Consider the following 5890-nt stretch of genomic DNA (forward strand, 5'->3'; position numbering starts at 1 on the left):
CGGATATATCGCGATCCGCCTTGCTCTCGGTGGATCCGGGTCTGCGGACCAATCGGGTGCGATGGCCGAGTTGGCAGGAAAGCCAGGGGGTGTCTTCGCTCTGTGGGTCGGCGTCGTGGCCTTCCTTGCCATGGCGTTGTGGAGATTGGCCGAAGCTGCGTTGGGAAGCTCGTCGTCGCCGTCCTCTGACGACAAGAAGAAAGAGTTCTTCAACCGCGCAAAGGCTCTGGGCATTTCACTCGTCTATTTCGGTTTTGCTTTCACTGCATTCGGATTCGCCCGCGGTAGCGGGAAGTCCAGCAGCGGTCAGAGTGCGGGGATCACGGCGCGTTTGATGGAGAACACGCTTGGAACTATCGCATTGGTGATCGGCGGGATCGCGATCATTGCCGTTGGTGTGTACCACGTGTACAAGGGCGCGAGCCAGAACTTCCTCGATGATCTGAAAGGCACACCCAGCAACTTCGTGCGCCGACTCGGAACCGTCGGGTACGTCGCCAAGGGCTTGGCCATCGCTGCAGTCGGCATTCTGGTTCTTCTTGCGGTCAACAGTTCCGAACCCGGCAAGTCCTCCGGACTCGACGGAGCGTTCAAGACGCTGGGCGCGCAGCCGTACGGAGTGGCGCTGCTGATCCTTGCCGGATTGGGCATCATCACCTACGGGCTCTACTGCTTCGTGATGGCACGCTCGACGAAGATGTAGCGCCCGTAGGTAAGTGGGTTTATCCGAATGACCCGGTCTGGAAGCCGACGTCGCTGCCCGACGAACTTCCCGTCGAGCTACCGAGTATCGGTCGTCTCGGAACCAGATCATGCATCAGGTTCACGGCTGCAGGGTCGATCATCGCCGCATTTCCACCGTTCGCCAGAATCGTGATCGACCAGCCGCTGTCGGGAACCAGCAGGGTGATGCAGTTGGATCCCGAGCTGTCTCCGTTTTTCTTGGCGAACCGTTGTGGGAAGTTCGGCGTCGGGGGTTGGAGCTGCCACGCCATTCCCATTCCGAATGCAGGATTCTCCGGAGCTTGCGTGTCGATCTGCTCGAGCATCGAGGTCAGGACTGGTCTGAGCGGGTTGTTTTCGTAGCCGAGAGTTGTTGCAGCCCAGATCGACATGTCCTCGGCGGTGCTGACCAGCCCACCCCCGCCTGCGATCGCACCCGTGTTGTTCCACAGAGGCGCTCGTGTGCCGTCGAGGTGGTACGGAACGGCAAGGTCGGTTGCTTTGGTCTCGATCACGGTACCCATCATCCCGAGCGGGTCGGTGATTTCGCGGGCGACTGCCGCCGCGAATGGTGGCTTCTCTTGTCCCGGAATGATTTTGTCGGCCATGAGTGTGCCGAGCAGTCCGAACCCGAAGTCCGAGTACAGCCAGTGGCTACCGGGGGCGAACTCCAAGGCGCCCGCGTCTTGGAGTCCTTTCCAGAGCATATTTCTGGTGTACTTCGCCTTCTCGTCCGTGCATGATCGTGTGGGATCGGCACACCCCGCCGAAAGATTGGGCGGGTCGTCGCTCAGGCCGGAACGGTGGGTGACCAGTTGGCGAAGCGTGATCTCCTCGCCGCCGATGCCTTTCGGCAGCGGGTTGCCATCCGAATACTTGCTCGCCAGGTCGTCCAATCCGACTTCTCCCCGAGCGATCAGTTTCGCCAGTAGTGCAGCGGTGAAGGTCTTGGTCTCCGAGGCGATCTCGAATTGCGTTCGTGGAGTGACTCTCACGCCGTTTTCGACGTCGGCATATCCGTAGTGGTACGTAGTGGTGACACTCGCCTTGCGGTTCTTCTCATCCGGTTTGACGATGGCGAAGGCAAGACCGGGGACTCCGCTGTTCAGCAGTGTCTCTGCGACGCGCTGTACCGCTTGGGCTTCCGCAGGATCGCCGACCCGCGAACCTGGATTGGGTGCCGTGGGGCCGGCGGCGCCGGCGGTCGAGGAGGTCGCGAGGGTTATGACCGCGGTTGCCGCCAGCCCTGCAACGCTGATGAACTGTCGTCGTGACGTCCGGGCGGACCCTCGATCCTGGTTATCCATTGTTTGCACATTACAACCAAAGTCGACTGGTTTGACTGTTTTGTCGGAATTGCCAAGGTGTGGTCCTTAGGCGATGGTTTCGCTAAATCACGCCGCCGTTGACGTAGATGACCTGGCCATTGACCCAACGAGCTGGGCCGGCGAGAAATGCGACAGCCTCCGCGATGTCCATCGGTGTGCCGAGGCGTTCCAGGGGAGCCAGCTTGGACAGGTTCTCCACTGTAGCTTCGTCTTTCCCGTCGAGGAACAGATCGGTGGCCGTGGGGCCTGGGGCTACGGCGTTGACCGTGATATCGCGTCCCCGTAGCTCTTTCGCGAGAACCAGAGTGATCGCGTCGACAGCACCTTTGGTGGCGGCGTACGCGGCATAAGTCGGAAACGCCAGCTTCTTCACGGAGGTGGAGAAATTGATGATCGCACCACCGCGCCGGACACGTCTGGCTGCCTGCTGGTCGACCACGAAGGTCCCTCGGACGTTGGTCCGATGCATCCGATCGAAATCGTCGAAGTTCAGTTCTGCGACGGTGGAGAGAATCATGATTCCGGCTGCATGGACGACGACGTCGATGCCCCCGAATTCCTCCTCGACCGTATCGAACAGTGCGGCGACTTCACCTTCGTCGGCGACGTCCGCATGCACCGCTATGGCGCGACCGCCCGCAGCGACGATGGCGTCAGCTGTTTCCTGGGCGCGTTGAATGTTTCCTGAATAGTGCACGGCGACAGCCATTCCGTCGGCGGCGAGCTTCTCTGCAGTCGCTCGCCCGATGCCGCCGGAAGCTCCGGTGACGATGGCGACGCGGGTGGTGGTGTCAGTCATGATGTAACTCCTGAACTGGTTTCGGTTGCATCGGACAGCTTGCGAAGCCACTCTCGTAGTAGGCCGACTTCGTTGGCGGAGAGAGAAGTTGAATCTGCGGCGGCCAGTTGGGCGTCGAGAGTAGATGCAACTCTGTTGAGTGAGGTTTCCGGGTGGACGCCGGATTCGTCGATGATGGACGCGAAGATTCCGTCGCGAACTCGCTGTGACAGCGTCGGATCGGGGTACTGTTCCGGCCTGACGACGAGCATCAGAGCGACGCCCGCATTGGCGGACATCACCATCTGCGTAGCCACGTCGACCGATACGGTCAGAACACCTGCCGCAGCGCATCGTTCGAGAACGGATCGAAGTAGCGCCTGGGCCTGCAGAGCGGTGTCGGCGCTCTGGGCGGAAGGTGAGTGCATCAAGCGGTAGTGAGCGGGATGCGCGAGCGCGAAGGCGGTGTGCGCATCCCAGCCGGCCCGTAGATCGGCAACGGGGTCATCGGAAGGTGTCGCAGCCCGTTTGCCTTCGAGGTATTCGAAGAAACCTGCCTCGACGACGGCTGCGAGCAGTCCGTCCTTGTCGCCGAACTGACGGTAGAGCGCGGGGGCGCCGACGCCGGCCATCTCGCACACGGCGCGGGTGGATATGTCGCCGTTGGGGGAGGTGTTGAGCAGCTCGGTTGCCGCGGCCAGAATCTTTGCTCTCGAACCCATGGAAACGACGCTAACACAAATATGTAATCGTTGCTATCGCTGGTTTGGTCGTGCGAACGAACTACAGACACAGGCGCCAGAACTTGATCAGATGAGTGAGCCGGTCCGGCCACGGTTCTGTGTGGAGTGACAGCTAGAGCCGTTCTGTTCTCACGCTCTGAACGAAGGAATCCTGGTGATCGACTCGGAAACTACTGTTGCGCAGAATAATTCGCATTCCGGTTATCTGGGGTGGATTCTGCGGGTCATCAGTGTCGTGGCGTGCGCTGCGGTTGCAACGGTCGTTGTCTCGCTGACACTCGGGCCGCCATTCGCGCGGGCCTGGGCACAGTGGGTTGCTCGTCATCTAGGTGGGGACTTCGAGACGGGAGTCGTTGTCGGATTTGTGACTGGGCTTCTGGGCACCGCTGTGACTTTGTTTGCAGCGCTGATGAGTTCGTTGGCGTGGCGGCGTCGCGGTGGCCCGGCATTGTCGCTTGGTGTCGGTGCCATTGCCATGCTTGCCGTTATTCCTGGCGCAGTGAATTTGAGTATCGCGGTCGGTGCAGCAGGATCCGGTGTGAGGGCGGCGGGGAGGATCCTCGACGTCGACGGGCCGGCGTTTCGTGGAGCCTGGATAGCCGGATCTGTGGCGGGGCTGTTGCTGTATATGGCCGCGGCGCTGCTGTTAGGGAGGAGCCTTCGTTCGACGTTCGGGCCTGTCAGGCAGGTGGCGGCACCGCTCCCTGGGGTGGTCGGCTACACCGCCGATGGCCAACCCGTTTTTGCACAAGTGGGCTTCACATCGGACGGGATTCCGGTACTCGCAGATCAACTTGCAGCGCGCTATCCAGCGCGACCAGCGGTCGGCACGAATGCCTTGGCCATCGTCGCACTTGTACTTGGAATCTTCGGTGGAGTTCTTGCTATTCCAGTGGGGCATGTGTCGTTGAACCAGATTCGCCGTTCCGGCGAAAGTGGGCGCGGATTGGCAGTGGCCGGACTCGTTCTCGGCTATCTGTCCCTGGTCGTCGTCGTAGGTGTCGTATTCGTGGCTGTGTCCGCGGCCTATCGATAATTTGGGTCGCGCGTCAGAGTTGGGTGGGCTGGAGTGGCTCGATGTCGAAGGTGCGAGGTCCGAACAGGCCCATAGCCCGGGTGCGAATGGACGGTAGTGCTTCGTGGATGCTCCCGCCGAGACGGTGGAGAGAGTTGAACGAGCGTGATTCCCAAACCGGAAACTCTCCGTCGGTGTCGCGTGATGCTGTGTCCCACAGGAGGGCGTCACCGTTTTCGCTCCATCCGAAAACCTGCAGCGAGTCGGGGAGTGACCAATCGCCGTCGGGTTCGATCATCCAATCGAACTCGTCATCCTGTCCTTCTCTGTAGACCGAATGAAGATGAGCGGTGAGGTTGCGGGCGCGCCCTTGCCAGCCGTCGGCAAATCCGGGAAGGACGGGCGGATAGATGAGCCAGAGTCCGAAGGTCCGCGCCCAACCTGCGTGCCTGATGAATGCGCGATATGAATCGGGGAAGCCCTGCCGGTCGGGAAATCGATAGGAATCCATAAGGGCAAAATCGATATGCGCGAGCGTCGGTCGGCCGTCTACCGTCAGCGCGTTGGTTCCCTGTGCAAACACACGCTCAACGCTAGCAATAGGGGACACCGTGCCGCCCTTTCCGGCTATCGAAGCACGCCGGAATGGGTCACCGAGGCGTGTGCTCGGTGACCTCCGGGTTCAGAGTCGTGTGGTGGAGCGGCGGGGTTTCCGGTCGGGGTCGATGCCCGGTGGTGGGATGAACCAGGGCAGGTGATCGGTGCCCATTCGGATTTCCCATTTGCCGGTGAATCCGGGTTTTCGGTGCATCAGGGTGTGGTGGGTTCGGCAGAGCAGGACCAGGTTGTCCATGACGGTTGGTCCTCCTTTGGCCCAGTGTTTGATGTGGTGGGCGTCGGTCCAGGCGGGGACGCAGTCGCAGCCGGGGAAGGCGCAGCCTTTGTCTCGGGCGATCAGGGCGGTGCGTTGTGCTGCGGTGACAAGCCTTTTGAGTGGGGTGACGTCGAGTGGGGCACCGTTTCCGTCGAGGAGGACGCTGGAGAGCATGCAGTCGCAGGCGATCATGCGGGTGCGGCCGACGCTCAGTGGTCCCATCCAGGGCATGTGGCCGACATCGAGATCTTGTTTGTCGAGATCGTGAAAGTCGAGATCGAGCATGCCGGGATCGTCGTCCTCGGACGGGACAGGTGTTGAGCCATCACCCGTTGTGGCGCATTCACGGTGGTAGGCCAGGTCTTTGGCGTTGATGTGCACGTTCAGGTGTGGGCGTTGGCCGCCGTCGATGCCGGTGGCAGCGTTGTC

Annotated in this window: 7 protein-coding genes; 2 read left to right on the forward strand and 5 right to left on the reverse strand. The window is 61.2% G+C overall.

From position 1 onward, the window contains the following. The coding region (locus tag A2J01_RS26475; protein ID WP_064113930.1) for a DUF1206 domain-containing protein at positions 1 to 703 on the forward strand (703 nt) is incomplete at its 5' end. Between the two features lie 19 nt (positions 704 to 722). Here the strand turns inward: A2J01_RS26475 and A2J01_RS26480 are convergent. The 3 genes from A2J01_RS26480 to A2J01_RS26490 all read right to left on the reverse strand — a co-directional run bounded on the left by A2J01_RS26480 (position 723) and on the right by A2J01_RS26490 (position 3551). Then, complete coding sequence (locus A2J01_RS26480; protein ID WP_064113931.1) at positions 723 to 2030, reverse strand: serine hydrolase domain-containing protein; 1308 nt, start codon at positions 2028 to 2030, stop codon at positions 723 to 725. Positions 2031 to 2112: 82 nt separating this feature from the next. Continuing rightward, entirely contained in the window at positions 2113 to 2850 is a 738-nt protein-coding gene (locus tag A2J01_RS26485) for an SDR family oxidoreductase (protein WP_042446245.1), read from the reverse strand. Continuing rightward, entirely contained in the window at positions 2847 to 3551 is a 705-nt protein-coding gene (locus A2J01_RS26490) for a TetR/AcrR family transcriptional regulator (protein WP_054782167.1), read from the reverse strand. The genes A2J01_RS26485 and A2J01_RS26490 overlap by 4 nt, the downstream gene beginning before the upstream one ends. Before the next feature lie 175 nt (positions 3552 to 3726). Here A2J01_RS26490 and A2J01_RS26495 point away from each other — a divergent pair, with 175 nt between their 5' ends. Further along, a complete protein-coding gene (locus tag A2J01_RS26495; protein WP_030536008.1) occupies positions 3727 to 4608 on the forward strand; it encodes a DUF4190 domain-containing protein in 882 nt (293 codons plus the stop codon). 13 nt (positions 4609 to 4621) lie between these two features. Here A2J01_RS26495 and A2J01_RS26500 read toward each other — a convergent pair whose 3' ends face one another. Both A2J01_RS26500 and A2J01_RS26505 read right to left on the reverse strand, forming a co-directional pair. Beyond that, complete coding sequence (locus tag A2J01_RS26500; protein WP_231915919.1) at positions 4622 to 5170, reverse strand: SMI1/KNR4 family protein; 549 nt, start codon at positions 5168 to 5170, stop codon at positions 4622 to 4624. A 99-nt stretch (positions 5171 to 5269) separates the two neighbouring features. Then, positions 5270 to 5890, reverse strand: a 621-nt coding sequence (locus tag A2J01_RS26505) for an HNH endonuclease signature motif containing protein (RefSeq protein WP_156519417.1), incomplete at its 5' end; no start/stop codon positions are given.

Origin of the sequence: Rhodococcus sp. EPR-134, assembly GCF_001647205.1 — a bacterium.
GTDB classification, from domain to species: domain Bacteria; phylum Actinomycetota; class Actinomycetes; order Mycobacteriales; family Mycobacteriaceae; genus Rhodococcus_F; species Rhodococcus_F qingshengii.

Excerpts from the sequence above, each read along its gene's own strand:
- A2J01_RS26490 (WP_054782167.1), bottom strand. The coding sequence starts at position 3,551 with ATGGGTTCGAGAGCAAAGATTCTGGCCGCGGCAACCGAGCTGCTCAAC.
- A2J01_RS26480 (WP_064113931.1), bottom strand. The coding sequence starts at position 2,030 with ATGGATAACCAGGATCGAGGGTCCGCCCGGACGTCACGACGACAGTTC.
- A2J01_RS26485 (WP_042446245.1), bottom strand. The coding sequence starts at position 2,850 with ATGACTGACACCACCACCCGCGTCGCCATCGTCACCGGAGCTTCCGGC.